Source organism: Micromonospora sp. HUAS YX12 (assembly GCF_040215685.1).
Classification (GTDB): domain Bacteria; phylum Actinomycetota; class Actinomycetes; order Mycobacteriales; family Micromonosporaceae; genus Micromonospora; species Micromonospora tulbaghiae.
The window spans coordinates 3,489,755-3,512,926 of record NZ_CP157974.1; the positions used below are offsets into that span (position 1 = coordinate 3,489,755).

Consider the following 23,172-nt stretch of genomic DNA (forward strand, 5'->3'; position numbering starts at 1 on the left):
GGGAAGGTACGTCTGATGAACACCGCGCAGTTCACGCCCGCCGGCACCATGACGGCGGAGGACCTGGGCCGGATCCACCTGATCGGGGTGGGTGGCGTCGGGATGGCCGGGCTGGCCCGGCTCTTCCTGACCCGGGGCCTGCCGGTCTCCGGCAGCGAGCTGCGGGAGTGGCCGTCGCTGGCCGGCCTGCGGGCACTCGGCGGCACCATCCACTCCAGCCACGAGGCGTCCAACCTCGACGGGGTGGACACGGTGGTCTACTCCTCCGCCATCCCGCAGGACCACCTGGAGATGGTCGAGGCGCGCCGGCGGGGCCTGCGGGTGCTGCACCGCTCCGAGGCGCTCGCCGCCGCGATGACCGGCCGCCGCACGGTGGCGGTGGCCGGCACCCACGGCAAGACGTCCACCACCTCGATGGTCACCATGGTGCTCCAGCAGGCCGGCACCGACCCGTCGTTCGTGATCGGCGGCGAGATCTCCGAGGTGGGTTCCGGCGCGCACCACGGCACCGGCGAGCACTTCGTGGTCGAGGCGGACGAGAGCGACCGCTCCTTCCTCATCTACCGGCCGTTCGTGTCGATCATCACGAACATCGAGGCGGACCACCTCAACACCTACGGCGACCTGGCCACCCTGGAGGCGGCGTTCGCCGAGTTCGCCCGGCTCACCGACCCGGCCGGCTTCGTGATCACCTGCGCCGACGACGCGGGCGGTCGCCGGCTGGCCGAGACGCTGCGCGCCGAGGGCCGCCGGGTCTGGACGTACGGCGAGTCCGCCGACGCGGACCTGCGGATGAGCGAGGTCGTGTCGTCCGCGCACGGGGTGCGCTACCAGGCCGAGGTCGAGGGCCGGCCGCTCGGTGAGATCCGGCTGCCCGTACCGGGCCGGCACATGGCGCTCAACAGCGCCGCCGCGGTGCTCGCCGCGTACCTGCTGGAACTGCCGGTGACCGCGGCGGAGGCCGCGCTCGGCGTCTTCCCGGGCGTGCGGCGCCGCTTCGAGCGCAAGGGCGCGGCGGACGGCGTGCTGGTCTACGACGAGTACGCCTACCACCCCACCTCGATGACGCTGGCGTTGCAGACGCTGCGCGACGTGGCCGGCGACGGCCGGCTGATCGTGGTGTTCCAGCCGTACCGGCTCTACCGCACCCGCGACAACCAGGCGGAGATCGCCGCCGCGCTCGGCATCGCCGACGAGGTGGTGCTGCTGGAGGTCTTCGGCCCCGGCGAGACGCGCCGCCCCGGCGAGGGCTCGGCCGCGCTGATCCAGGAGGTGCCGCTGCCGGCCGAGCGGAAGGTGTTCGTCGAGTCGTGGGACGACGTGCCGGCCGAGGTGGCCCGGCGGGCGCGGACCGGCGACGTGGTGGTGACCATGGGCGCGCCGCCGATCTCGCTGATGGGTGACCAGTTGCTCGACGCCCTGCTCGCCCGCTCCGCCCGGGGCACGGGACTCGGCGCCGGCGTCGACCCGGACGGCGCGGCGACCCCCGCCGGATGAGTCCCGGTCCGGCCCGCGGCCGTACCCCCGGACCGGACGGCGGGGCGGCCCGGCGCAGTCCGGCCCGGCGCTGGCAACTGGTACGGGCGAACGCGGACGCCGTGCCGCCGTCGACCCGCCGGTTCATGGCCCGGGCCCGGCAGCGGCGGATGCGGGCCGCGCTGCCCTGGGCGGTCGCCGCCGCGGTGCTCGCCGTCGCGGGCCTGGTGGCGTGGACGGTGCTGGGCACCGGCCTGTTCGGGGTGCGCGAGGTACGGGTGGTCGGCGCGCGGCTGGTCACCCCGGTGCAGATCCGCGACGCCGCCGCGGTGCCGGACAACGCGCCGCTGGCCCGGGTGGACCTGGACGCGACCGCGCGCAAGGTCGGCACGCTGCCGCCGGTGGCCCGCGCCACAGTGGAGCGCCAGTGGCCGGACGCGCTCGTGATCCGGGTGCAGGAGCGCACCCCGGTGGCGGCGGTGCCGCAGGGTGAGGGCTTCGTGGTGGTCGACGGCTCGGGCGTGGTCTTCCAGCGCCTGGACCGGGCGCCGGACGGGTTGCCGCTGGTCAAGGTGGCCCGGCCCGGCCCCGACGACCCGGGTACGCGGGCCGGGCTGGCGGTGCTCGCCGCGCTGGGGGAGAAGCTGCGCGCGGAGCTGGTCGCGGTGGACGTGGCCGGCCTGGCCCGGATCACGCTGCTGCTGCGCGGCGAGCGTCAGGTCTTCTGGGGCGACGCCTCCCGCGGCACCGACAAGTCCACCGTGGCCACCGCGTTGCTGAGCCGCAAGGCGGACCGGATCGACGTCAGCGCGCCGGACGTGGTCACGTTCGAGTGACCCGCGGCTCAGCGACCGGGCGATGTGTCCCCGGTCGCTCGGTCGGCGACACGCCGGAACGGGTCCTTGGCTCCTGGCGCGGCGGCGCATACGTTGCCCCGAAGAGATCAGTGGTTGACATAACTCTAAGCCTCTAGTAGAGGGTGAAGGTTCATCCGTCGGGGGCCACGGGGGAGTGTCCGGCCGCTGATCCGGCCAAGCCGTGTGGGGTCGGCCCATGCCAATCTCGAAGGGAAAGGACCGGAGATGACACCTCCGCACAACTACCTGGCGGTCATCAAGGTCGTCGGCATCGGGGGCGGCGGCGTCAACGCCGTCAACCGGATGATCGAGGTTGGGCTCAAGGGCGTCGAGTTCATCGCGATCAACACCGACGCGCAGGCGTTGCTGATGAGCGACGCCGACGTCAAGCTCGACGTGGGCCGGGAGCTGACCCGGGGACTGGGCGCGGGCGCCAACCCGGACGTCGGCAAGAACGCCGCCGAGGACCACCGCGACGAGATCGAGGAGGTCCTCAAGGGCGCCGACATGGTGTTCGTCACCTGCGGCGAGGGTGGTGGCACCGGCACCGGCGGCGCGCCGGTCGTGGCGAACATCGCCCGCAAGCTCGGCGCGCTCACCATCGGCGTGGTCACCCGGCCGTTCTCGTTCGAGGGCAAGCGCCGGCAGGTCCAGGCCGAGGCGGGCATCGAGGAGCTGCGCAACCAGTGCGACACGCTCATCGTGATCCCGAACGACCGGCTGCTCGCGCTCGGCGACCGCAACATCTCCATGATGGACGCGTTCCGCACCGCGGACCAGGTGCTCCTCTCCGGTGTCCAGGGCATCACCGACCTGATCACCACGCCGGGTCTGATCAACCTGGACTTCGCCGACGTGAAGAGCGTGATGAGCGGCGCCGGCAGCGCGCTCATGGGCATCGGCAGCGCCCGGGGCGAGAACCGCGCCGTCGAGGCGGCCGAGGCGGCCATCTCCAGCCCGCTGCTGGAGCAGAGCATGGACGGCGCGCGCGGCGTGCTGCTGTCCATCGCCGGCGGATCGGACCTCGGCCTGTTCGAGATCAACGACGCGGCGCAGCTGGTCACCGACGCGGCCCACCCGGACGCGAACATCATCTTCGGCGCGGTGATCGACGACGCGCTCGGCGACGAGGTGCGGGTCACCGTGATCGCGGCGGGCTTCGACGGGGGCGCGCCGGCGTACAAGGCGGTGGAGCCGCCGCGCAAGAGCAACCAGAACCCGCCGGCCCAGCCGAACGCGCCGGTGAGCCCGCCGGCCACCATGCCGGCGCCGCAGCAGCCGTCGCGCCGGGTGCTCTTCGACGACGTCGACGTGCCCGATTTCCTCAAGAACGGGTCCTGAGCCGCGCCGATGACGGAGTCACAAACGGCGGTGCGGCCCGAACGGCGCGCCGAACTCGCGGCCGGCCTGGCCCGGGTCCGGGCCCGCATCGCCGACGCCTGCGCGGCGGCCGGGCGGCAGCGCGACGAGGTCACCCTGGTCGCGGTGACCAAGACGTACCCGGCGGCGGACGTGGTCGCGCTGGCCGGGCTCGGCGTGAGCGACGTCGGGGAGAACCGCGACCAGGAGGCGGCACCGAAGGCGGAGGCGGTCGCCGACGCCGGGGCCGCGCCGCGCTGGCACTTCATCGGCCAGTTGCAGCGCAACAAGGCCCGCTCGGTGGTCCGGTACGCCGACGTGGTCCAGTCGGTGGACACCGTCCGGCTGGCCGCGGCGCTGGACGCCGCCGCCGCCGGCGCGGTCCGGGACCGGCCGCTGGACGTGCTGGTCCAGGTGAGCATCGACGGCGACCCGGCCCGGGGCGGGGCGCTGCCCGGCGCGGCCGATCCGCAGCGGGGGCTCGACCCGGTGGCCGCGGCGGTGGCCGGCGCCGACGGTCTGCGGCTGGCGGGCCTGATGGCGGTGGCGCCGCTGGGCTGGGAGCCGGACCGGGCGTTCGCCCGGCTGGCCGAGGTGGCGGCGGCACTGCGGGCCGACCATCCAGGCGCGACGGTGCTGTCCGCGGGCATGAGCGGAGACCTGGAGAGCGCGATCGGTCACGGCGCGACACATGTCCGTGTCGGCAGCGCGTTGCTCGGAATGCGCCCTGCGCTGCGGTAGCCTCACCACGACGGAAGCAAATTACATCAGTGTTGTTCAGGACGGCGTTCCCATAGCCGGGGGCCGTGACGCGCGGACCGCGAACCGCGCGTCAGGGGATTGCCGATCCGGTCCGGTGGGCATGATCGTCCACTCGTGATCAAGCGACACGGCACGGGGGCGCGTGCCGCACGGCGGACGGAAGGGCGCGGGGATGGGTGCACTGCGCAAGGCGGGGGTCTGGCTCGGTCTCGTCGAGGAGGACGACGAGCGGGCGTACGAGGACGGTGGCTACGACAAGGGTGGCTACCGGGACTCGTCGCGCTACCGGTCGAGCCGGTACGCCGAGGAGTTCGCCGACGAGGACGACGACGAGACCGAGGAGCCGCCGACGACGCGGAGCCGGCTCGGCGACCGGGGCCGGCTGTCCGAGCGCGCCTCCAGCCGCGCGGTCGACGCCGACCGGGCCGAGTCCGAGCGCCCGGAGCGGGCCGAGCGGTCCAGTGTGCGGTCGATCACCCGGTCCTCCGCCGGTGACGCCTCAGGCGCCCTGACCTACCACACCCGCGACAACCTCGCGCTGGCGCCGCAGGCCCAGCCGCGCGAGCGGGAGCGCGTGGTGCCGGAGGACGAGCAGCGCTACCAGATCACCACGCTGCACCCGACCACGTACCGCGAGGCGCGGACCATCGGCGAGCACTTTCGCGACGGGGTGCCGGTGATCATCAATCTCACCGAGATGGACGAGGCGGACGCCCGCCGGCTCGTCGACTTCGCCGCCGGGCTCGCGTTCGGTCTGCGCGGTACGATCGAGCGCGTGACCAACCGGGTGTTCCTGCTCTCACCGGCCAACGTCCAGGTCACCGCGGAGGACAAGGCCAAGATCGCTGAGGGCGGCTTCTTCAGCCTGAGCTGAGCCGCACGACCGAGGGACGTCGCCTGCCGTGTTGTCGATCCTGTTCCAGGTGCTCTACCTGCTGCTGTACATCTTCCTAATTATCCTTTTGGCGCGATTTGTTCTTGGGGCGGTGCTGGCCTATGGTCGCCGCTGGCAACCGGGACGGGGAGCGTCGGCGGGAATGGAAGTCGTGTGGAGCGTCACTGATCCGCCCCTGCGAGCGTTGAGGCGTGTGATCCCACCACTGCGAATTGGTACCGTGAGCATCGACCTGGCCTCCCTTGTGCTCCTGGTTATCCTGTTCGTGCTGATGGAGTTCGTGTTTAGGCGCCTGATCTTCGCGTTTGCCTGACCAGAGCGCTTTCGCGGCCGCAACTGACCCGAGGAGTTTCGATGCCGCTGACCCCGGCCGACGTCCACAACGTCGCCTTCAAAAAGCCGCCGATCGGCAAGCGGGGGTATGACGAGGAGGAGGTCGACGCCTTCCTGGACGAGGTCGAGCGTGAGCTGGCCCGTCTGATCGAGGAGAACAACGAGCTGCGTGCCCAGGTGGAGCGCGGCGGCCGGGGTGGCGCTCCAGCCGGTCCCGGCGGTGACGCCCGCCTCGCGGCGGAGCTCAACGACGTCAAGGCCCAGCTCGACCGCGTGCAGCGCGACAAGGCGGCCGCCGAGCAGGCGGCCCGCGCGATGCAGGCCGAGCTGGAGCAGGTCCGCACGCAGGGCGGCCCGGCCGGCGTGACCGGTGACGGCGAGCAGCAGGCGCTGCGGGTGCTCATGATGGCCCAGCGCACCGCCGACGACCACGTCTCCGACGCCCGTCGCGAGGCCGACCAGCTGCTCTCCGAGGCCCGTTCGAAGGCCGAGGAGGTCACCCGCGAGGCGCGCGCCAAGGCCGACGCCCTGGAGCGGGACGCTCGCCAGCGGCACCAGGAGGCCATGGGCGGTCTGGACGCCAAGCGCACCGCGCTGCAGAAGCACATCGAGGAGCTCAAGCAGTTCGAGCGCGAGTACCGCACCCGCCTCAAGGCGTACCTGGAGAGCCAGCTGCGTGACCTCGACGGTCGCGGCCAGGGTCTCGAGGTGGAGATGAACCGCGCCGAGGGCAACCGTGCCGCCGGCAGCAACGGTCTCGCCGCGGCCGGCCTCGCCGGCTCCTACGGCGGTGGCCGCGCTGGCTCGCTGGAGTCCGGCCGCTGATCCCGCGTCGGTGGCCGTCCCCGTGACGGCCACCGACCGCCCAGACCGACACGACGCGGCCGGGGGTGAGCCGTGGTAGCCGCCAGCATCCTGCTCATCCTCGTCGCGGTCGTGCTGCTGATCGCCGGCCTCGCCGGCGGATCCAGCCTCCTGCTCATCGTCTCGATCGCGGCCAGCCTGCTGTCCGCCGTCGCCTTCGTCGCGTTCGCCCGCCAGGCCGCCGCGACACGGGCCACGGCCGGCCGGGAGGCCGGGCCGCGAACGCGGACCGCGCACACCGTCCCGTCCCCGGACGAACCGGTGAGCCCGGTCCCGCACCACACGTCCACGGTCGGCGCTGGTGGATCCGGGTGGCGGCAACCGCCCGGGTCGCCGGTGACCGAGCCGGACGACGCCCCGCCGCCGGCCGCGTACTCGCCGCCGGATCCGGTCGCGGACGCGGCGCCCTACTCGCCGCCGGGCCCGCGAATGCCGGATACCACGCGGCCCACCTCGCCCGCACCGGGCGAGGCGTTCGACGGCGACCCGCCGGCCGAGTCCCTCTCCACCGGTGAGGTCGCCCGGCTGGTCCGGCTGCCCGCCGAGGTCCTGGTGGTCGACGGCCATCCCCGCTTCCACCTGCCCGGCTGCCCGCACCTGGTGGGCCGGGAGGACGAACCGCTGCCCGTCGCCGAGGCGGTCGCGCTGGGCTTCACCCCGTGCGCGCACTGCGCCGCCGCCACCACCCTGCTCGCCGAGGCCCGGCCGCGCTGACCATGACGATCGCGGACGACACACTCACCGTCGCGGTGCGGGTGAAGCCCGGTGCGGCCCGCGCCGGGGTGGGCGGGCGGTTCGACGGGCCGTACGGTCCCGCGCTCGTCGTCGCGGTGCACGCGCCCGCGGTGGACGGCCGCGCCACCGAGGCGGCCCGGCGCGCGCTCGCCGACGCGCTCGGCGTCCGGCCGGCGACCGTGTCGCTGCGGTCCGGCGCGGCCAGCCGGGACAAGCTGTTCCTGGTCGAGCGCCCGCACGACGGGCTGCCCGAGGTGCTGCGCCGGCTGCGCGACGGCAGCACGGCGTGAGGTCCGGTCGGGCCGGCCGGCGATGACCCCTGGGCTCGACGTCGCGCTGCTCGTGGGCGCCGCCGTGCTGCTGGTCGCGGTGGGCGCGGTGCGGTTCTCCACCCGGCTCGGCGTACCGAGTCTGCTGGTCTACCTGGCGCTCGGCGTGCTGCTCGGCGAGGCCGGCCTGGGCATCCGGTTCGACAACGTCGAGCTGACCCGGGTGCTCGGCTTCTGCGCGCTCATCGTGATCATCGCGGAGGGCGGCCTGACCGCGCGGTGGAGCACGTTGCGGCCGGTGCTCGGCCTGGCCGCGGCGCTGTCCACTGTCGGTGTCGTGGTCAGCATCGTGGTCGTCGGCGTGGTGGTGCACCTGCTGCTGGGCCTGGACTGGCGGCTGGCGCTGCTCTACGGCGCGGTGCTCTCCTCCACCGACGCGGCGGCGGTGTTCGCCACGCTGCGCCGGTTGCGCCTGCCGCCCCGGCTGGTGGCCGCGCTGGAGGCCGAGTCCGGCGTGAACGACGCCCCGGCCGTGCTGCTGGTGCTGCTGCTGTCCCGCGCCGGGGCCGGGGCCGCCCACCCCTGGTGGTACGAGGTGCTGCTGCTCGGCTACGAGCTGAGCGCCGGCGCGGCGGTCGGGGTGGGCGCCGGCCTGGCCGGCCGGTACGCGCTGCGCCGGGCCGCGCTGCCGTCGGCCGGCCTGTACCCGATCGCGGTGGTCGGCTTCACCGTGCTGGCGTACGCGGCCGGCTCGGTGCTGCACGCCTCGGGCTTCCTCGCCGTGTACGTCGCCGGCGTACTGCTCGGCAACTCGCGGCTGCCGCACCGCCAGGCCATCCTCGGCTTCGCCGACGGGCTGGCCTGGCTGGCCCAGATCGGCCTGTTCGTGCTGCTCGGCCTGCTGGTCTCGCCGAGCCGGCTGGACGACGCGGTGCTGCCGGCCGTGGTCACCGGGCTGGCGCTGCTGCTGCTCGCCCGGCCGTTGTCGGTGGCGGTCTCCGCGCTGCCGTTCCGGGTGAACCTGCGCGAGCAGCTCTTCCTGTCCTGGGCCGGGCTGCGCGGTGCGGTGCCGGTCGTGCTGGCGACCATCCCGCTGTCGCTGCACGTGCCGGGTGCGGACCGCCTGTTCGACGCCGTCTTCGTCCTGGTGGTGATCTTCACGTTGCTCCAGGCCGGGACGCTGGCGCCGGCGGCCCGCCGGCTGGGCGTGACCGCGCCGGCCGAGGCGAGCGAGATCCTGCTGGAGACCGCCCCGCTGGAACGGATGCGCGCGGACCTGCTCCAGTTGGAGGTGCCGGCCGGGTCGCGGCTGGCCGGGGTGCACGTGGACGAGCTGCGGCTGCCGGTCGGCGCCGCGGTGACGCTCGTGCTGCGCGACGGCGTCGGTTTCGTGCCGGGCGCGGACACCCGGCTCAAGGTCGGGGACAGCCTGCTCATCGTCGCCACCGCCGGCGTACGGGACGCCACCGAGCGGCGGCTGCGGGCGGTGAGCCGCCGGGGCCGGCTGGCGAGGTGGTTCGGGGAGTACGGCGAGGAGCCGGCCCGCTGATCTGCTACCGTTCCTTTTGCCCCGATTGATGGCAGTCCGGGGCGGATACGTGGGACGACGGTGCGGCACGTTGTCGGACGCCTGTACGTTCCGTATTCTTGCCAACCTCCGGAGTGCACGGCGGGCCCGCTCGCCGTGCACCCTTCCGTACGCGGACGACGCCGACGGCGGCGTCTCCGCCCACGCACCGCTGACCGCCGCGCCACGCGGCTGAGGGAGCTGACGATGGCGAAGCCAGCCGACACCAGGACCGCCGGTCGCAAGCCGGTGGCGAAGGCCACCCGCAGCGCGGCGGAGACCGAGAAGATCCGGGCCGCCCTGGCGGCACGGCGGGACGAGCTCAACGCCGAGTACGATCAGACGCTGAGCGAGATCACCGAGCTGCAGCGCGACCGGCTGACCGACTCGGCCGGGGACGACCAGGCCGACACCGGCACCAAGACGTTCGAGCGGGAGCAGGAGATCTCTCTCGCCAACAGCATCAAGGAACGGATCACGCAGGTCGAGCGCGCTCTCGAGCGCCTCGACGAGGGTGGCTACGGCTGGTGCGAGCGGTGCGGCAACCCGATCCCGGTGGAGCGGCTCGCCGCGTTCCCGTCGGCCACCCTCTGCGTGACGTGCAAGCAGCTGGAGGAGCGGCGCTGATCACCGCTCCCCGGCGGCCGTACGGCAGACGGTGACCACACCGTCGCGAACGTCGATGGGGAGCAGATGACCGCAGCACCGCCCGCCGGGGCCGGCACCACCGAGTCGGGCGCCGGCGCGCCCCGCCGTAAGGCCGTCGGCCTGCTGCTCGGCGTGTCCCTGTTCTCGCTGCTGGCGGACCTCGGCACCAAGCAGCTCGCGCTCGCCGAGCTGACCGGCCGGGAGCCGGTGTCGCTGCTCGGCGGCGCGGTCTACCTCAGCCTCACCCGCAACAGCGGCGCGGCCTGGAGCATCGGCTCCGACCACACCTGGGTCTTCCCGATCATCACGTTCGTGGTGATCGGGTGGATCACCTGGATGGCGCTGCGGCTGCGTTCGCTGCCGTGGGCGGTGTCGCTGGGCCTGGTGCTGGGCGGCGCGCTCGGCAACCTGGTCGACCGGATCTTCCGCGCGCCCGGGCACTTCGTCGGCCACGTGGTCGACATGATCAGCCTCTTCGACCCGTACGGCCAGGTCTGGCCGGTGTTCAACCTGGCCGACAGCTCGCTGGTGTGCGGCGTGGTGCTGGCGGTCTTCCTGGAGCTGACCGGCCGGCAGCGCGACGGCTCCCGGCTGCGCGACGAGAAGCGCGACGACGCCGCCCCGGCCGAGCAGCGGGAGACCGCGTGACCTCCGCCTTCGCCGCCGGCGGCGACACCCGTTCCCTGCCCGTACCGGACGGCCTCGACGGCATGCGCCTGGACCAGGCCGTGTCCCGCCTGTTCGGCCTCTCCCGTACCGCCGCCGCCGGCCTGATCGACGCCGGGGACGCGCTCGTCGACGGCGTGGCCCGGCCCAACTCGCACAAGGTCAAGGCGGGCTCGTGGCTGGAGGTCGCGCTGCCCGCGCCGGCCGCGCCGCCCGCCGTGGTGCCGCAGGCCGTGCCCGGCCTGACGGTGGTGTACGCCGACGACGACATCGTGGTGGTGGACAAGCCGGTCGGGGTGGCGGCGCACCCGAGCCCGGGCTGGACCGGCCCCACGGTGATCGGCGGGCTGGCCGGCATCGGCCACCGGATCTCCACCAGCGGCGCCGCCGAGCGGCAGGGCGTGGTGCACCGGCTCGACGTGGGCACCACCGGGATCATGGCGGTGGCCAAGAGCGAGCGCGCGTACACCGCGCTGAAGCGGGCGTTCAAGTACCGCGAGGTGGAGAAGCGCTACCACGCCGTGGTGCAGGGCCACCCGGACCCGCTGCGCGGCACCATCGACGCGCCGATCGACAGGCACCCGCACCACGACTACCGCTGGGCGGTGGTCTCCGGCGGCAAGCCGAGCATCACGCACTACGACACGCTCGAGGCGTTCCCCGCCGCCAGCCTGCTCGACGTGCGGCTGGAGACCGGGCGTACGCACCAGATCCGGGTGCACTTCTCCAGCATGCGGCATCCCTGCGTGGGCGACCTGACCTACGGCGCGGACCCGACGCTGTCGGCCCGGCTGGGGCTGTCCCGGCAGTGGCTGCACGCCCGCTCGCTGAGCTTCGCGCACCCGGGCACCGGTGACGAGGTGACGTTCGTCAGCGAGTACCCGGACGACCTGGCCCGGGCGCTGGAGATCCTGCGCGACTGACGTGAGCGACGATCCCGCGCCGCCGCGCCGGTCCCGGTCCGCCGCGCTGACCTGGCTCGCGCTGGCCTGTGCGCTCGTGGTGCTGGTGGCGGCGGTGGCGCAGCGGCGGGACCGCCCGGTGAACGACCGCACGGTCGGCGAGGTGACCCGGGTCGGCGTGACCGACGGCGCGAGCATCCCGGCGTACCTGCGCGCCGCCGGGGACGAGCTGGCCCGCCTCGACGTGCCCGACGGATATGCGCTGGTGTCGTTCGCCGACTACCTGACCCCGGCGCGGGCGGCCGCCGCGCTGGACGGCACGCGGGTCTCGGCGGTGGTGGCGCGGGTACCGCTGCCCGGCCGGCAGACCGAGATCGTCCGCATCGCGGCGCTGCGCCTGCCGCAGGACGTGGTGGCCGGGATGGCCGGCGTCGCGACGCGCAAGGACCGGGAGGCCGCGGACTACCGGTCCCGCGCTGCCGCCACCACCGCCGATCCGGAGCTGCGCCGGGTGTACGACAGCGGCGCCGAGGTCGCCGCCCGCGAGGCGGAGGCGTACCGGACGGGCTGCGCCTGCGTCTACGCCGCGGTGGTCGGTGCCGCGCCGGACGCCCTGCGCGCGCTGGCCGGTCGTCCGGGCGTGCGGGTGGTGGACCCGGCGCCGGAGGTGACCCGTCTGGACCGGACCGTGTTCACCCCGCCGCTGCCCGAGCAGCGTGACGTGGTCCGGCCGCCGGCCGACACCGGGCCGGCCGAGGCAGGCGGAATGGGCGATTCGTCGGAAGCCGCACGGACGGTGAGCGGACCTTCACCCACCGCCCCCGCGTCCGTCGCCGGCTCCGGGACACCCAATCCCGCTCCCACCTCCTGAGACATCGGGGCACGCGGCGACCGGGCCGATCCCATGGTGCGGCGGGCCGCCGGGCGATGTGCGGCGCGGGGAGTGGTCCGAATAGGGTTTCGTTCGTAGCCTGTCAGGCGGAGATCGATGGGCTGGGGGAGGGCGAATCCTTGGACGGCAGCGAGACCGGCTGGGGTCGGCAGGGCGAGCCGGCACCGCGGTGGCGGGCGCTGCTCGACCGGGCCCGGCTCGGCGGTCGCGGCGCGGAGCACGCCGACGCCGACCGGCACGTCGAGGAGCAACCGCCGCCGCCCGCCCCGCTGCCCCGTCGTGGCGCGGGCACCGGGTGGACCGGCCGCGCCACCGCCGTCGGCCGCGCCCCCGACGGGTCGTACGGTGCCGAGCCCGGTTACCGGGCCGAGGCCACGTTCCGGGTCGACCCGGCCTTCCGCGCCGATCCCCGGCACGACGGCGAGCCGGCCTACCGGGCCGAACCGGCGTACCGCAGCGACCCCGAGCCGTCCTGGCGCGCCGGGCAGCCCTACCCGCCCGACCCGTCCTGGCGCGCCGACCCGTCGTTCGCGCCCGACCCGTCGTTCGCGCCCCAGCAGCCCTTCACCGCCGAGCCGCGCCCGGAACCGTCCTGGCGGCCCGAGCCGGCCCGTCCGGAGCCGCGCGGCCGGGCCGAGGCGCCGGCCGAGTCCCGGTACTCCCTTCTCGACGGCGGCTACCAGCCCGCGCCGCCGCCGGCCGAGTCCCGCTACGCGCTGCTCGACCGGGGCCGCTACCGGCCGGACACGCCGCCCGTCCCGGAGCCGGTGGTGCCCGCGCCGCGCCGTCCGCTGGAGGGCCGCTCCGGCCGGGTCGACGCGGCCCAGGTGCAGTGGCGCGCCCCGGAGCCGGACCCGGAGCTGGAACGGGCGACCGCCCTGCTGCGCCGCGAGCTGGGCACCCCGAGGGTGCTCGCCTTCGCCAACCCCAAGGGCGGGGTGCACAAGACCACCGCGACAGTGCTCGCCGCCGCGACGGTGGGCAGCGTACGCGGGCGCGGCGTGCTCGCCTGGGACGACAACGAGCTGCGCGGGACGCTCGGTCTGCGGGCCGGCAGCGCCCGGCACGCCCGTACCATCCGCCACCTGATCCACGACCTGGCGCAGATCGAGATCCTCGAGGGCAACACGCTGCTGTCGCACCTCGACGACTACCTGCGGCACGCCTCCGACGGCTCGTACGACGTGCTGGCCGGCGAGGAGAGCCCGCGCTTCGCCCAGCGGCTCGACCAGTTCACCGTCAAGCGGGTGCTGGAGCTGCTGCGCCGCACCCACGAGGTGGTCTGCGTGGACACCGGCAACAACGTGGAGAGCCCGAACTGGCGCACCGTCATGCAGGCCGCCGACCAGCTCGTGGTGACCACGGTGCCGCGCGAGGACGCGGCGTTCAGCGCGGACTGGATGCTCGACCTGCTGCACGAGGTGGGCATGGGCGAGCTGGCCGACAACGCGGTCACGCTGATCTCCTGCCCCACGCCGGGGCGTACCTCGCTGCAGGACGACCTGGAACGGCACTTCGCCACCCGTACCCGCGCGGTCGCCGTGGTGCCCTACGACCCGGCGCTGGAGACCGGCTCCTCGATCGAGTACCACCAGCTCCAGGCCGAGACCCGCAACGCCTGGCTCAAGGCGGCAGCGGTGATGCTGGAACCGTTCGCGCGCTGAGCGCCGACCACCGCCCCGCGCCGTGCCCGGGCCTGAGAGGATCAACGGGTGAGTCCGGACACCCCTGAGCCCGAGCGGGCGCGTGAGCGCACCGACGGCACCGCCCCGCGGCCCGGCGAGGCCCCGCGGCCCGGCGGCGCGTGGCCCGAGCGCGAGCAGCCGCCCGGCTGGCCCGGTGGCCTGCCGGTACCCGCCGGCACGCCGGTCACCGCGCCCGGCGCCGACCCGCTCGCCGGGCACCCCGGCGTGGTGGCGGAGCTGCCCGGCGCCTCCCGGTCCGGCCGCCCGCTGGTCACCGCGCTCGGCGTGGTCGCGCTGCTCACCGCGCTCGGCGCGCCGCTGGGGCTGCTGTGGGCGTGGGCGGCGCCCGCCACCCCGGTGCGGCAGACCCCGGCCGGCACGGTCTACGCGACCACGCAGCCGGAGCAGCCGATCGCCGCGGACGGCTGGTTCAGCCTCCTGACGCTCGGCTTCGGCGTGCTCGCCGCAGTCGCCCTGTGGGTGCTGCTGCGCCGTCGGCGCGGCCCGGCCGGCCTGCTCGCGGTGACGCTCGGCGGTCTCGGCGCGGCGGTGGTGGCCTGGCAGGTCGGCCGCCGGATCGGGTTGTCGACGTTCCAGCGGCTGGTGGAGACCGCGCCGCCGGGCGCCGCGTTCACCAAGCCCGTCGACCTGCGCGCCGGCGGCGTCGACTGGTACGGCCCGCTGCCGCTGCCACACGGGAACCTGCTGCTCGCCGCGTTCGGCGCGGCAGTCACGTACACGCTGCTGGCGGGCTGGTCGCGGTGGCCGTCGCTGCGGCCGGAGCCGGAGCCGGAGCCCGGCGCGGCCTGGCCGCCCCCGCCCGGGTTCAGTTCGGCGCCGGGGGACCAGCCAGCTCGCTGAGCGGCACCGGCACCGCGCGCACCTGCCGCAGCAACGCCGTCTCCCGGTTGAGCAGGCGAAGCTCGGCGCGCAGCCGGCCGGCGGTGTCGTCGACGGCGAGCAGCCGCTGCCGGTCGGCGACGGTCAGCGCGGCGGTCGCGGCGACCAGGTGCGACAGGACCGTCGGATCCTCCGGCAACTGCTCGGTGATCTCCTGCTGGTCCGGCCGGATCAGGCCCAGATATTGCCGGAACACCGAGATCACCCGGGCCGCCAGCAGGTCGGAGACCTCGTCCGGGCCGTCCGGTTCCGGCAGCCACTCCACCTCGGCGGTGAGGTACGGCTCGGCGGAGTCGTCCACCTCGGCGACCCGGAACCGCCGCCGCCCGACGGTGACGATGTCGAAGCCGCCGTCCGCCAGCTCGGTGACCTGCCGCAGCTCGGCGGTGCAGCCCACCTCGTGCAGCGTGACCTCGCCGCCGGCCGGCCCGGAACGCCCCGGCGGCCCGGCCGGCGCGACCTCCCAGCCGGCCTGGATCGCCACCACGCCGAACTCGCGCGGCGCGCCCTCGGGCAGCCCCACGAGGTGGCGCACCAGCGCCTTGTAGCGCTCCTCGAAGATGTGCAGCGGAAGGACCAGCCCGGGGAAGAGGACGGTCCCGAGCGGGAACACCGGCAGCCGTGCGCTCACGTGATCGAGCGTATCGCCAACCCGCCCGCCCGCGCGTGTCCCGGCTCACCGTCCCGGCGTGCGGGCGGGCCCGGCCGGTGACCCCGGCGGCGGCCTAGACTCGCAGGCGTGCTGAATCGGATCGACCTGCGCGGCGGGGCCCGTGACCCGCGCCGCCTGCTGCCCCGTGCCCAGCTCGACGTCTCCGTGGCGGTCGAGCGGATCCGCCCGCTCGTGGAGGCGGTCCGGGACCATGGGTACCCGGCGATCCGGGAGGCGAGCGAACGGTTCGACGGCGTCTCCCCCGAGCGGCTGCGGGTGCCGGTCGAGACGATCCGCGCCGCCGAGAGCGAGCTGGACCCGCAGGTACGCGCCGCGCTGCTGGAGTCGATCACCCGGGCTCGCAGGGTCCACGCCGACCAGCGCCGCACCGACCACACCACGACTGTGGTGCCGGGCGGCACGGTGACCGAGCGGTGGGTGCCGGTCGACCGGGTCGGTCTCTACGTCCCCGGCGGCCTGGCCATGTACCCGTCGACCGTGGTGATGAACGTGGTCCCGGCCCAGGCGGCCGGGGTGCGTTCGCTGGTGGTGGTGAGCCCGCCGCAGAAGGACAACGACGGGCTGCCGGACCGGCGGGTTCTCGCCGCCTGCGCGCTGCTCGGCGTGGACGAGGTGTACGCGGTCGGCGGCGCCCAGGCGGTCGCCATGCTCGCCTACGGCGCGAGCGCCGACCCGGCCGGCGACGGGCGCTGCGAGCCGGTCGACATGATCACCGGTCCGGGCAACATCTGGGTCACCGCCGCGAAGCGGCTGCTGCGCGGCGTGGTCGGCATCGACGCCGAGGCCGGCCCGACCGAGATCGCGATCCTGGCCGACGACACCGCCGACCCGGCGCACGTCGCCGCCGACCTGATCAGCCAGGCCGAGCACGACCCGCTCGCCGCGAGCGTGCTCGTCACCCCGTCCACCGCGCTGGCCGACGCGGTCGACGCGGAGCTGGCCCGGCAGGCGCCGGCGGCCAAGCACGCCGAGCGGATCGGCACCGCGCTGCGCGGCGAGCAGAGCGGCGTGGTCCTGGTCGACGACCTGGAGGCCGGGCTGCGGGTGGTCGACGCGTACGCGGCCGAGCACCTGGAGATCCAGACCGAGAACGCCCGCGAGTGGGCGCTGCGGGTCCGCAACGCCGGAGCGGTGTTCGTCGGCGCCTGGTCGCCGGTGTCGCTCGGCGACTACTGCGCGGGCTCCAACCACGTGCTGCCCACCGGCGGCTGCGCCCGGCACTCCTCCGGGCTGTCCGTGCAGTCCTTCCTGCGCGGCGTCCACCTGGTCGAATACACGCAGGACGCGTTGCGCGAGGTGGCGCCGCACGTGGTCACGCTGGCAACGGTGGAGGATCTGCCCGCGCACGGCCAGGCGGTCAGCGTCCGGTTCCCCGAGGGCGGCGCGTCGTGACCACGCTCGACGATCTGCCGATCCGTGACGACCTGCGCGGGCGGACGCCGTACGGGGCGCCGCAGCTCGACGTGCCGGTGCGGCTGAACACCAACGAGAACTCCTACCCGGTGCCCGAGCCGGTGGTGGAGGCGATCGGCAAGGCGGTCGCCGCCGAGCTGCGCGACCTCAACCGCTACCCGGACCGGGACGCGGTGGCGCTGCGCGCCGACCTGGCCGCCTACCTCGGTCACGGGCTCACCGCCGACCACGTGTGGGCCGCGAACGGCTCCAACGAGATCCAGCAGCAACTGCTCCAGGCGTTCGGCGGTCCCGGGCGCACCGCGCTCGGCTTCATCCCGGCGTACTCGATGCACCCGCTGCTGGCGCTCGGCACCGGCACCCGGTGGGTGCCCGCCCGGCGCGGCGAGGACTTCGGGCTCACCGCCGGCGAGGCGGTGGCCCAGGTCCGCGAGTACCGGCCGGACGTGGTGTTCCTCTGCTCGCCGAACAACCCGACGGGCACCGCGCTCGATCCGGCAGTGGTCGCCGCCGTGCTGGACGAGGCACCCGGCATGGTGATCGTGGACGAGGCGTACGCCGAGTTCGCCCGGCCCGGGACGGTGAGCGCGCTCGCGGTGCTGCCCGGCCACCCGCGGCTGGTGGTGACCCGCACCATGAGCAAGGCGTTCGGGTTCGCCGGCGGGCGGCTCGGTTACCTGGCCGCCGACCCGGCGGTGGTGGACGCGGTGCAGCTGGTCCGGCTGCCGTACCACCTGTCCGCGCTCACCCAGGCCGCCGCCCGCGCGGCGCTGGCGCACCGCGACGCCCTGCTCGGCACCGTGGCCGCGATCATGCAGCAGCGGGACCGGATCGTCGCCGAGCTGCGCGCCCGGGGCCACCGGGTGGCCGACAGCGACGCCAACTTCGTGCTGTTCGCCGTCGAGGGGGACCAGGCGGTGGCCTGGCGTACCCTGCTCGATGCCGGCGTGCTGGTGCGCGACGTCGGCCTGCCCGGCTGGCTGCGCGTCACCGCGGGCACCCCGACCGAGACCGACGCCTTCCTCACCGCGATGGAGACAGTTTCATGAGCCGGATCGCCCGGATCGAGCGGGTCACCAACGAGACGAAGGTGCTCGTCGAGATCGACCTCGACGGCACCGGCAAGGCCGACATCTCCACCGGCGTCGGCTTCTACGACCACATGCTCAACCAGATCGCCCGGCACGGCGGCTTCGACCTGACCGTGCACACCGTCGGCGACCTGGAGATCGACGCGCACCACACGATGGAGGACACCGCGCTCGCGCTGGGCGCCGCGTTCGACCGGGCGCTGGGTGACAAGGCCGGCATCCGGCGGTACGGCTCGGCCACCGTCCCGATGGACGAGGTGCTGGTCCGGGCCGCCGTCGACCTGTCCGGCCGCCCGTACGTGGTGCACGACGAGCCGGCGCTGGCCCCGTACATCGGGCCGGTCTACCCGACGAGCATGACCCGGCACATCTGGGAGTCGTTCGGTCAGTCGGCCCGGATCACGCTGCACGTGGACGTGCTGCGTGCGGCTCGTCCCGGCGGCCACCCGGACGCCCACCACGTGGTCGAGGCGCAGTTCAAGGCCGTCTCCCGCGCGCTGCGCGAGGCCACCGCGATCGATCCGCGTAACGCGGGCGTGGTGCCGTCCACGAAGGGCGCTCTCTGATGAGCGCGAGGAACGCAGCGCAGCGGAGTCCCGCAGTCGCGAATGGAGGCAGGCTCTGATGAGCGCGAGGAACGCAGCGCAGCGGAGTCCCGCAGTCGCGAATGGAGGCAGGCTCTGATGAGCGCGAGGAACGCAGCGCAGCGGAGTCCCGCAGTCGCGAATGAAGGCAGGCTCTGATGAAGGTGCTGCCCACACTTCTGTTGATCCTGGCCGGCCTGCTGGTCGGCGGGACGTGGTCGCTGCTCAAGCAGGGCGCGCCCCGCGCCGCCGTGGTGGTCACCGGCCTGCTGGCGGTGCTGGCCACCGTCGCCGGGGTGCTCTGGCTGCTGCCGGGGGAGAGCTGATGGCACGGGTGGTGGTGCTCGACTACGGATCGGGCAACCTGCGCTCGGCCGAGCGCGCGCTGGAGCGCGCCGGCGCCGAGGTGACTGTCACCGACGACCTGGACGCCGCCGCGTCGGCCGACGGCTTGGTGGTGCCGGGCGTGGGCGCGTTCGCCGCGTGCATGGCCGGGATCGAGGCGCTGGGCGCCGGGCCGGTCATCGCCGACCGGGTCGCCGCCGGGCGGCCGGTGCTGGGCATCTGCGTCGGCATGCAGATCCTGTTCGGGCACGGCGAGGAGCACGGCGTGGTCACCAAGGGGCTCGGGCTGCTGCCCGGCGGCGTGACCCGGCTGCCGGCGCGGCGGCTGCCGCACATGGGCTGGAACACCGTGCAGCCGCCGGCCGGCTCGACGCTGTTCGCCGGGCTGCCGGCCGGCACCCGGTTCTACTTCGTCCACTCCTACGGGGTGACCGACCCGGCGGCGCTGGCCGAGGCGGGCGCGACGGTGACCACCGCGCACCACGGCGCGGACTTCGTCGCGGCGGTGGAGCGGGGGCCGCTCTCGGCCGCGCAGTTCCACCCGGAGAAGTCGGCCGACGCCGGCGCCGCGCTGCTGCGCAACTGGCTCGGCACGCTGTGACCGGCCCGCTGGCGGGCGCACGGGTGTGCGCGTGAGCAAGGAGCGGGCCCGCCGCCGCGCGGAGCGCGAGGCCGAGCAGGAGCGGGCGCGCGCCGCCCGCGCCCGCCGGGTGGCGCGCCGGGAACGGCGTCGTTCCCTGGTACGCCGGCTGACGCCGTCGCTGCGGCGCGGGCGTACCGGCCGGCTGCGCCGGCACACCCGCCGGGAGCGGGCGACGATCCTGGTGCTCACCGTGGTGGCGGTGGTCGCCATCTGGAATCTGGTGGACGACCTCGCGCTGCGGCTGGTGCTGGTCGTGTTGTTGTTGCTGGTCCTGCCCGCGATCGTGGTGATCGCGCTGGACCGTCGTTGAGGATCCGAGGAGAGAAGCGTTGAGCCTCACCCTGTTGCCCGCCGTGGACGTCGCCGACGGCCAGGCCGTCCGGCTCGTGCAGGGCGCCGCCGGTAGCGAGACCGCGTACGGCGACCCGCTGGACGCGGCTCTGGCCTGGCAGTCCGACGGCGCGGAGTGGATCCACCTGGTCGACCTGGACGCCGCGTTCGGGCGGGGCTCCAACGCCGCGCTGCTCGCCGAGGTGGTCGGCAAGCTGGACGTGAAGGTGGAGTTGTCCGGCGGCATCCGCGACGACGAGTCGCTGCGGGCGGCGCTCGGCACCGGGGCGGCCCGGGTCAACATCGGCACCGCCGCGCTGGAGGATCCGCAGTGGTGCGACCGGATCTGCGGCGAGTACGGCGACCGGGTGGCGATCGGGCTGGACGTGCGCGGCCGTACCCTCTCGGCGCGCGGCTGGACCCGCGACGGCGGTGACCTCTACGAGGTGCTGGCCCGGCTCGACGCCGCCGGCGCGGCGCGGTACGTGGTCACCGACATCACCAAGGACGGCACGATGCGCGGGCCCAACCTGGACCTGCTGCGCGAGGTGTGCGCCCGCACCGACGCCCCGGTGATCGCCTCCGGCGGCGTGTCCACGCTGGACGACCTGCGGGCGCTGGCCACGCTGGAGCCGGTGGGTGTGGAGGGTGTGATCGCCGGCAAGGCGCTCTACGCGGGCGCGTTCACCGTCGCCGAGGCGCTGGCGACGCTGCGGGCCGGCGCGTGACGGCCGAGCCGCCTGTGGACGCCGGGGTGGTGACCCGGCTCGGCTCGGGCGGCCCGTGGGAGGCGCTGTACGGCTACTCGCGGGTGGTCCGGGCCGGCTCGCTGGCGATCACCGCCGGCTGCACGTCCACCGTGGACGGCCGGGTGGCGCACGCCGGTGACGCGGCGGCGCAGACCGCGCAGGCGATGCGGATCGGCCTGGACGCGCTTGCCGAGGTCGGCGCCGGGCCGGGTGACGTGGTGCGGACGCGGATGTACGTGACGGACCGGATCTACGCCGACGAGGTGGGCCGGGCGCACAACGCGGTGTTCGGCCCGGTGCGCCCGGTCGCCACGATGGTGGTGGTGGCCGGGCTGATCGACCCGGATCTCCTGGTCGAGGTCGAGCTGGAGGCGTACCTGCCGGACCGCTGAGCGGCGCCCGGCGTGGTCGACGCCGCTTCTCGGCCCGACAAGTTGTGCACAACTTGATTGCGCGCTACGGTTCAGGGCGTGACCGATGATCTGGTACTTCGCCGGCAGGTGTGCTTCGCGCTCTACACGGCGTCGCGCGCCCTGACCGACGTCTACCGGCCCATCCTCGACGAGCACGGCCTGACCTACCCGCAGTACCTGGTGCTGCTGGTGCTCTGGGAGCGCGACGACGACGCCCCCACGGTCTCCGAACTCGGGGCTGCGCTCCGGCTCGACTCCGGCACGCTCTCCCCGCTGCTCAAGCGGCTGGAGGCGGCCGGTCTGGTGGTGCGTACCCGCTCGGCGGCGGATGAGCGCCGGGTCGAGGTGGGCCTCACCGACCGGGGCCGCGCGCTGCGGGAGCGGATGGGTGACGTGCCGCGCCGGGTGACCACGGCCACCGGGCTCACCGAGGCCGAACTGGTCTTCCTCCACGGCATCCTCACCCGGGTCACCGAGACGATCCACCGACAGAAGGAGCAGTGACATGCAGGTGCTCTACACCGCCTCCGCCCGCGCCACAGGCGACGGCCGCGACGGTCACGTCCGGACCTCCGACGGCACGGTCGAGCTGGACCTCGCCGTACCGAAGGAGATGGGCGGCGCCGGCGGCGCGGCCAACCCGGAGCAACTCTTCGCGGCCGGCTACGCGGCCTGCTTCCACTCCGCGCTGCGCGTGGTGGCCCGCCGGGCCAAGGCGGACGTCTCCGGCTCCGTCGTCGAGGCCGAGGTGGGTATCGGCCCGAGCGGCAGCGGCGGCTACGGCCTGGCCGTGACGCTCGTGGTGGACCTGCCCGCGGTCGAGCGCGCGGCCGCCGAGCAGCTCGTCGACGCGGCCGACCAGGTCTGCCCCTACTCCAACGCGACCCGGGGCAACGTCGAGGTGACCCGCACGGTCCGCGAGGTCCTGTGAGCACGAGGAGTGCAGCGCAGCGGAGCCCCGCAGTGCGAACCGAGGAGGTCCTGTGAGCACGAGGAGTGCAGCGCAGCGGAGCCCCGCAGTGCGAACCGAGGAGGTCTGGTGAGCGAGACGAGCGTCAACCGGGAGATCCACCTGGCGTCCCGGCCGGACGGCTGGCCGACGCCGGAGAACTTCCGGCTGGTCACCACCGAGGTGCCGACGCCGGGCCCGGGACAGGTCGTGGTCCGCAACCGGTTCATGTCCGTCGACCCGTACATGCGCGGGCGGATGAACGACGTCAAGTCGTACGTGCCGCCGTTCGCGCTCGACGCCCCGCTGGACGGCGGCGCGATCGGTGAGGTGGTGGCCGGCGAGGCCGGCGGCGTCAAGCCCGGCGACACGGTGCTGCACGGGCTCGGCTGGCGCGAGTACGCGCTGGTGGACGCCAAGGGCGTCCGCAAGGTCGATCCCGGCCTGGCGCCGGTCACCGCGTACCTGGGCGTGCTCGGCATGACCGGGCTGACCGCGTACGCCGGGCTGCTCGACGTGGCCGCGATGAAGCCGGGGGAGACCGTGTTCGTCTCCGGCGCGGCCGGCGCGGTGGGCAGCATGGTCGGCCAGATCGCGAAGCTGCGCGGCGCCGGCCGGGTGATCGGCAGCGCCGGTTCCCCGGCGAAGGTGGAGCGCCTCACCGCGCTCGGCTTCGACGCCGCGTTCGACTACCACGACGGCCCGGTGTACAAGCAGCTCAAGGCCGCCGCCCCGGACGGCGTCGACGTGTACTTCGACAACGTCGGCGGGGACCACCTGGAGGCCGCGATCGGGGCGATGAACCTGCACGGCCGGGCCGCCATCTGCGGCATGATCGCGCAGTACAACGCCACCGAGCCGCCCGCCGCGCCGCGCAACCTGGCGCTGGTGATCGGCAAGCGGCTGACGCTGCGCGGCTTCCTCGTCGGTGACCACGGTCACCTGCGGGAGCAGTTCGTGCAGGAGGTGGCGGGCTGGCTGCGCGAGGGCCGGCTGTCGTACGACGAGACGATCGTCGACGGCATCGAGCGCGCCCCCGAGGCGTTCCTCGGCCTGCTGCGCGGCGAGAACCTCGGCAAGATGCTGGTCCGTCTCTGACCGGCGCGAACGCACTCCACCGCGGGCGGTGGTGACCGGCCTCACCGGCGGGTCACCACCGCCCGCGCGTTCGT

Annotated in this window: 28 protein-coding genes; 27 read left to right on the forward strand and 1 reads right to left on the reverse strand. The window is 74.5% G+C overall.

The features are described from left to right. The first annotated feature begins 15 nt into the window (after positions 1 to 15). The 16 genes from murC (at position 16) to ABIH81_RS17045 (ending at position 14,771) form a co-directional block, all read left to right on the forward strand. Complete coding sequence (gene murC / locus ABIH81_RS16970) at positions 16 to 1,497, forward strand: UDP-N-acetylmuramate--L-alanine ligase (RefSeq protein ID WP_349875904.1); 1,482 nt, start codon at positions 16 to 18, stop codon at positions 1,495 to 1,497. Next, positions 1,494 to 2,312: an FtsQ-type POTRA domain-containing protein gene (locus ABIH81_RS16975; protein ID WP_349875905.1), complete on the forward strand. Its 819-nt coding sequence runs from the start codon at positions 1,494 to 1,496 to the stop codon at positions 2,310 to 2,312. Before murC ends, ABIH81_RS16975 begins: the two co-directional genes overlap by 4 nt. A gap of 246 nt (positions 2,313 to 2,558) precedes the next feature. Continuing rightward, a complete protein-coding gene (ftsZ, locus tag ABIH81_RS16980) occupies positions 2,559 to 3,674 on the forward strand; it encodes a cell division protein FtsZ (protein WP_030500246.1) in 1,116 nt (371 codons plus the stop codon). A gap of 9 nt (positions 3,675 to 3,683) precedes the next feature. Further along, positions 3,684 to 4,433, forward strand: coding sequence for a YggS family pyridoxal phosphate-dependent enzyme (locus ABIH81_RS16985; protein ID WP_349875906.1), 750 nt, complete (start codon positions 3,684 to 3,686; stop codon positions 4,431 to 4,433). A 193-nt stretch (positions 4,434 to 4,626) separates the two neighbouring features. Next, positions 4,627 to 5,328, forward strand: a complete 702-nt coding sequence (gene sepF, locus ABIH81_RS16990) for a cell division protein SepF (RefSeq protein WP_349875907.1) — start codon at positions 4,627 to 4,629, stop codon at positions 5,326 to 5,328. 28 nt (positions 5,329 to 5,356) lie between these two features. Then, on the forward strand, positions 5,357 to 5,662 hold the full coding sequence (locus tag ABIH81_RS16995) for a YggT family protein (protein WP_349875908.1): 306 nt from the start codon (positions 5,357 to 5,359) through the stop codon (positions 5,660 to 5,662). Positions 5,663 to 5,703: 41 nt separating this feature from the next. Then, the gene (locus tag ABIH81_RS17000) at positions 5,704 to 6,507 is read left to right on the forward strand and encodes a DivIVA domain-containing protein (RefSeq protein ID WP_349875909.1); all 804 of its coding nucleotides are present in this window, start codon (positions 5,704 to 5,706) and stop codon (positions 6,505 to 6,507) included. 72 nt (positions 6,508 to 6,579) lie between these two features. Continuing rightward, the gene (locus ABIH81_RS17005; protein ID WP_349875910.1) at positions 6,580 to 7,260 is read left to right on the forward strand and encodes a hypothetical protein; all 681 of its coding nucleotides are present in this window, start codon (positions 6,580 to 6,582) and stop codon (positions 7,258 to 7,260) included. Positions 7,261 to 7,262: 2 nt separating this feature from the next. Next, positions 7,263 to 7,571 carry a DUF167 domain-containing protein gene (locus ABIH81_RS17010; RefSeq protein WP_349875911.1) on the forward strand — a complete coding sequence of 103 codons (309 nt, stop codon included), beginning with the start codon at positions 7,263 to 7,265 and terminating at the stop codon, positions 7,569 to 7,571. Positions 7,572 to 7,593: 22 nt separating this feature from the next. After that, positions 7,594 to 9,099, forward strand: coding sequence for a potassium/proton antiporter (locus ABIH81_RS17015; protein ID WP_349875912.1), 1,506 nt, complete (start codon positions 7,594 to 7,596; stop codon positions 9,097 to 9,099). Positions 9,100 to 9,324: 225 nt separating this feature from the next. Then, positions 9,325 to 9,744: a TraR/DksA C4-type zinc finger protein gene (locus ABIH81_RS17020; protein ID WP_018785248.1), complete on the forward strand. Its 420-nt coding sequence runs from the start codon at positions 9,325 to 9,327 to the stop codon at positions 9,742 to 9,744. Positions 9,745 to 9,810: 66 nt separating this feature from the next. Next, complete coding sequence (gene lspA, locus ABIH81_RS17025) at positions 9,811 to 10,413, forward strand: signal peptidase II (RefSeq protein WP_128138469.1); 603 nt, start codon at positions 9,811 to 9,813, stop codon at positions 10,411 to 10,413. Continuing rightward, positions 10,410 to 11,354 carry an RluA family pseudouridine synthase gene (locus ABIH81_RS17030; protein WP_349875913.1) on the forward strand — a complete coding sequence of 315 codons (945 nt, stop codon included), beginning with the start codon at positions 10,410 to 10,412 and terminating at the stop codon, positions 11,352 to 11,354. The genes lspA and ABIH81_RS17030 overlap by 4 nt, the downstream gene beginning before the upstream one ends. A 1-nt stretch (position 11,355) precedes the next feature. Continuing rightward, positions 11,356 to 12,204, forward strand: coding sequence for a hypothetical protein (locus tag ABIH81_RS17035; protein ID WP_349875914.1), 849 nt, complete (start codon positions 11,356 to 11,358; stop codon positions 12,202 to 12,204). A gap of 140 nt (positions 12,205 to 12,344) precedes the next feature. After that, on the forward strand, positions 12,345 to 13,889 hold the full coding sequence (locus ABIH81_RS17040) for an ATPase (RefSeq protein ID WP_349875915.1): 1,545 nt from the start codon (positions 12,345 to 12,347) through the stop codon (positions 13,887 to 13,889). A gap of 48 nt (positions 13,890 to 13,937) precedes the next feature. Next, complete coding sequence (locus tag ABIH81_RS17045; protein ID WP_349875916.1) at positions 13,938 to 14,771, forward strand: DUF2567 domain-containing protein; 834 nt, start codon at positions 13,938 to 13,940, stop codon at positions 14,769 to 14,771. Here ABIH81_RS17045 and ABIH81_RS17050 read toward each other — a convergent pair. Further along, a complete protein-coding gene (locus ABIH81_RS17050) occupies positions 14,737 to 15,441 on the reverse strand; it encodes an LON peptidase substrate-binding domain-containing protein (protein ID WP_120568837.1) in 705 nt (234 codons plus the stop codon). The two genes, ABIH81_RS17045 and ABIH81_RS17050, sit on opposite strands and share 35 nt — an antisense overlap. A gap of 108 nt (positions 15,442 to 15,549) precedes the next feature. On the opposite strand from ABIH81_RS17050, the gene hisD reads away from it, so the two are divergent. The 11 genes from hisD to ABIH81_RS17105 all read left to right on the forward strand — a co-directional run bounded on the left by hisD (position 15,550) and on the right by ABIH81_RS17105 (position 23,098). Beyond that, positions 15,550 to 16,875, forward strand: a complete 1,326-nt coding sequence (hisD, locus tag ABIH81_RS17055) for a histidinol dehydrogenase (protein ID WP_349875917.1) — start codon at positions 15,550 to 15,552, stop codon at positions 16,873 to 16,875. Further along, positions 16,872 to 17,945 carry a histidinol-phosphate transaminase gene (locus ABIH81_RS17060; RefSeq protein WP_349875918.1) on the forward strand — a complete coding sequence of 358 codons (1,074 nt, stop codon included), beginning with the start codon at positions 16,872 to 16,874 and terminating at the stop codon, positions 17,943 to 17,945. The genes hisD and ABIH81_RS17060 overlap by 4 nt, the downstream gene beginning before the upstream one ends. Beyond that, complete coding sequence (gene hisB, locus ABIH81_RS17065) at positions 17,942 to 18,553, forward strand: imidazoleglycerol-phosphate dehydratase HisB (protein WP_349875919.1); 612 nt, start codon at positions 17,942 to 17,944, stop codon at positions 18,551 to 18,553. Before ABIH81_RS17060 ends, hisB begins: the two co-directional genes overlap by 4 nt. A 176-nt stretch (positions 18,554 to 18,729) precedes the next feature. Then, the gene (locus ABIH81_RS17070) at positions 18,730 to 18,897 is read left to right on the forward strand and encodes a hypothetical protein (protein WP_349875920.1); all 168 of its coding nucleotides are present in this window, start codon (positions 18,730 to 18,732) and stop codon (positions 18,895 to 18,897) included. Then, positions 18,897 to 19,517 carry an imidazole glycerol phosphate synthase subunit HisH gene (gene hisH / locus ABIH81_RS17075; protein ID WP_349875921.1) on the forward strand — a complete coding sequence of 207 codons (621 nt, stop codon included), beginning with the start codon at positions 18,897 to 18,899 and terminating at the stop codon, positions 19,515 to 19,517. Before ABIH81_RS17070 ends, hisH begins: the two co-directional genes overlap by 1 nt. A gap of 31 nt (positions 19,518 to 19,548) precedes the next feature. Continuing rightward, a complete protein-coding gene (locus ABIH81_RS17080) occupies positions 19,549 to 19,869 on the forward strand; it encodes a hypothetical protein (RefSeq protein WP_334463581.1) in 321 nt (106 codons plus the stop codon). A gap of 19 nt (positions 19,870 to 19,888) precedes the next feature. Next, positions 19,889 to 20,617: a bifunctional 1-(5-phosphoribosyl)-5-((5-phosphoribosylamino)methylideneamino)imidazole-4-carboxamide isomerase/phosphoribosylanthranilate isomerase PriA gene (priA, locus tag ABIH81_RS17085; protein ID WP_018785235.1), complete on the forward strand. Its 729-nt coding sequence runs from the start codon at positions 19,889 to 19,891 to the stop codon at positions 20,615 to 20,617. Then, entirely contained in the window at positions 20,614 to 21,030 is a 417-nt protein-coding gene (locus tag ABIH81_RS17090) for a RidA family protein (RefSeq protein ID WP_349875922.1), read from the forward strand. The genes priA and ABIH81_RS17090 overlap by 4 nt, the downstream gene beginning before the upstream one ends. 78 nt (positions 21,031 to 21,108) lie before the next feature. Further along, positions 21,109 to 21,555: a MarR family transcriptional regulator gene (locus ABIH81_RS17095; protein ID WP_349875923.1), complete on the forward strand. Its 447-nt coding sequence runs from the start codon at positions 21,109 to 21,111 to the stop codon at positions 21,553 to 21,555. A 1-nt stretch (position 21,556) separates the two neighbouring features. Continuing rightward, positions 21,557 to 21,982, forward strand: coding sequence for an organic hydroperoxide resistance protein (locus ABIH81_RS17100; protein WP_349875924.1), 426 nt, complete (start codon positions 21,557 to 21,559; stop codon positions 21,980 to 21,982). A 108-nt stretch (positions 21,983 to 22,090) separates the two neighbouring features. Then, complete coding sequence (locus tag ABIH81_RS17105) at positions 22,091 to 23,098, forward strand: NADP-dependent oxidoreductase (RefSeq protein WP_349875925.1); 1,008 nt, start codon at positions 22,091 to 22,093, stop codon at positions 23,096 to 23,098. The last annotated feature ends 74 nt before the right edge of the window (positions 23,099 to 23,172 follow it).

Excerpts from the sequence above, each read along its gene's own strand:
- lspA (WP_128138469.1), top strand. The coding sequence starts at position 9,811 with ATGACCGCAGCACCGCCCGCCGGGGCCGGCACCACCGAGTCGGGCGCC.
- murC (WP_349875904.1), top strand. The coding sequence starts at position 16 with ATGAACACCGCGCAGTTCACGCCCGCCGGCACCATGACGGCGGAGGAC.
- ftsZ (WP_030500246.1), top strand. The coding sequence starts at position 2,559 with ATGACACCTCCGCACAACTACCTGGCGGTCATCAAGGTCGTCGGCATC.
- ABIH81_RS17020 (WP_018785248.1), top strand. The coding sequence starts at position 9,325 with ATGGCGAAGCCAGCCGACACCAGGACCGCCGGTCGCAAGCCGGTGGCG.
- ABIH81_RS17010 (WP_349875911.1), top strand. The coding sequence starts at position 7,263 with ATGACGATCGCGGACGACACACTCACCGTCGCGGTGCGGGTGAAGCCC.
- ABIH81_RS17070 (WP_349875920.1), top strand. The coding sequence starts at position 18,730 with ATGAAGGTGCTGCCCACACTTCTGTTGATCCTGGCCGGCCTGCTGGTC.
- hisH (WP_349875921.1), top strand. The coding sequence starts at position 18,897 with ATGGCACGGGTGGTGGTGCTCGACTACGGATCGGGCAACCTGCGCTCG.
- ABIH81_RS16975 (WP_349875905.1), top strand. The coding sequence starts at position 1,494 with ATGAGTCCCGGTCCGGCCCGCGGCCGTACCCCCGGACCGGACGGCGGG.
- ABIH81_RS16985 (WP_349875906.1), top strand. The coding sequence starts at position 3,684 with ATGACGGAGTCACAAACGGCGGTGCGGCCCGAACGGCGCGCCGAACTC.
- hisB (WP_349875919.1), top strand. The coding sequence starts at position 17,942 with ATGAGCCGGATCGCCCGGATCGAGCGGGTCACCAACGAGACGAAGGTG.
- sepF (WP_349875907.1), top strand. The coding sequence starts at position 4,627 with ATGGGTGCACTGCGCAAGGCGGGGGTCTGGCTCGGTCTCGTCGAGGAG.
- ABIH81_RS17000 (WP_349875909.1), top strand. The coding sequence starts at position 5,704 with ATGCCGCTGACCCCGGCCGACGTCCACAACGTCGCCTTCAAAAAGCCG.
- ABIH81_RS17100 (WP_349875924.1), top strand. The coding sequence starts at position 21,557 with ATGCAGGTGCTCTACACCGCCTCCGCCCGCGCCACAGGCGACGGCCGC.
- ABIH81_RS17015 (WP_349875912.1), top strand. The coding sequence starts at position 7,594 with ATGACCCCTGGGCTCGACGTCGCGCTGCTCGTGGGCGCCGCCGTGCTG.